Annotated in this window: 2 protein-coding genes; both read left to right on the forward strand. The window is 61.3% G+C overall.

What is annotated here, in order from left to right:
- Nucleotides 1-1,173, forward strand: a 1,173-nt coding sequence (locus BUA40_RS14670; RefSeq protein WP_178299683.1) for a hypothetical protein, incomplete at its 5' end; no start/stop codon positions are given.
- On the forward strand, nt 1,173-1,948 hold a 776-nt coding region (locus BUA40_RS14150), incomplete at its 3' end, for an efflux RND transporter periplasmic adaptor subunit (protein WP_072801486.1). The genes BUA40_RS14670 and BUA40_RS14150, both read left to right, overlap by 1 nt.

Below are 1,948 nucleotides of genomic sequence, written 5' to 3' on the forward strand. Positions count from 1 at the left end.
ATTATCACGGTGGCATCCACGGGCGAATCGAGCTACATGGAGGGCGTGGTGGCGAGCGGGTCGCGCGTCGTGCGGCTTTCGCCGCTGAACGCGGGTATCGCAGGCGAACTCTATGTGCAAGAAGAGGCCACGGGCGTAAAGTCCCCCGCCCCCAAGGTAAGTTTGCGCCTCGCGCACCAGGACACGGCCTTCGTGAACATCGCCCCCGAAACTTTCTCCGCCACGACAGATTCGCTCGGCCGCTTCACATTCGAGAAGCTCCCCGCCGATTCCGGCCTCACGCTCTCGGCGGAACCCTTCACCTACAAGGGCAAGACCTACCGCTTTTCGAACACGGCGCTCCCCCGCCTGCGTTCCGACGCCGTTCACGACATGGGCAGAATCTTCCTTGTACGCGACACCCTCAAGGAAAGCGCCCCCGTCATCGTATCTTCAAACGTAATGGACAACAACCGCATGGGCTACAAGAACCTCTCGCCGCTCATCACGCCCTACTACGTGTTCAGCGAGCCGCTCAGCAAGGAGAACATTTCCGTAAGCCTCGCGGGCGATTCCGCGACAGTCATCACGCCCGAAATCAAGGGCGACACGCTGTACCTGCGGCACACGGCCCCGCTTGCCGCCGAAAAGTCCTACTCCGTGAGCATCGTGGGCTACACCAAGAAAGGCGAAAGGCTGACCGTAGACCTTTCGGGCGACGCGGCCTTTACCACGAACCGCGGACTTTATGCCGTCACGAGCAACGCCTGGGCGGCAAGCAGCCGCTACAAGGCGACATTCTCGGTAAACGACACGCTCTGGGTCAAGTTCTCCGACTCGCTCGCCACGGTCCAATGGAGCAAGGCTGCAAAGGTCAAGAAGTCCATCTATGCCGACAACGAGTCCCCCAATGCCGACGCCTGGATCAAGGCCGACACGCTGTTCGTCAAGATGTTCGAAACGTTCGACGACTCCCTTGCGGCGGGCGACACCGTGGGCATGAACATCACCGCCCACGCGAAGAACGGGCTCTACTTGCAGGGGCTGACGGTGCTCACCGAGCTTTCCAAGGCCCCCGTGTCCAGTTCGTCCGAGGCTTCCAGCTCTTCCGATGCTTCGAGTTCGTCGGCAGGGTCCAGTTCCTCGGTTGAATCCAGCCCGTCTTCCAGTTCTTCTAGCGCGGCGGCAGACTGATGCTCGGCAAGGCCCTATTTACAGCACTCGCCCTCGCGGCATTCGCACTTGCGCAGCAGGGGTTCGACGGCGTGACCGAACCCATCAACCAGGCCCGCGTCGGGTTTACCGTGTCCGGGAAGATTGACAGCATCTGGGTCAAGGAAGGCGCGTTCGTGCGCAAGGGCGACACGCTCATGAACCTCGTGAACCGCGAGGAACGGCTGCGCGTCCGCATCACGGGCATTACGGCAAACGACTCCTCGGCAGTACTCTCGGCCAGGGCAAAACTCCAGGCCTACAAGAAGGACCTGGACGCGACCCGCAACCTTTTCGAGAACAGCAACTCCGTAAGCGCGGAACAGGTCTGGGAAAAGCAGATGAACCACGACGTGGCCGCAGCCGAACTCACCTCGGCGCAAACCGAGAGGGAACGCGCGAAGCTCGAACACGATGTCGCCCGGGCAGAACTCGAAAAGCGCGTTCTCACCGCCCCCTTCGACGGCGAAATCGTTTCCATATCCAAGAACAAGGGCGAAAGCGTCGAGGGCCTGGAACCCGTCATCGAAATCGCGGATGTGCGCACCTGCCGCATGGTCGCCTATGTGGTGGCGAACAGGTCGGGCAAGCTAAAACCCGGCCAACAGGTAAGCCTCTCACTCGACGGGCGCAAGCAGGTACGCCGCAAGAAGGGCACGATCGAGTTCGTGTCGCCCGTGGTGGACAAGTCCAGCATGCTGCGCACCGTGAAGGTCATATTCGACAACACGGACCTGGCCGTCGAGCCGGGTGTCAC

Origin of the sequence: Fibrobacter sp. UWT2 (assembly GCF_900142545.1) — a bacterium.
Taxonomy (GTDB): Bacteria; Fibrobacterota; Fibrobacteria; order Fibrobacterales; family Fibrobacteraceae; genus Fibrobacter.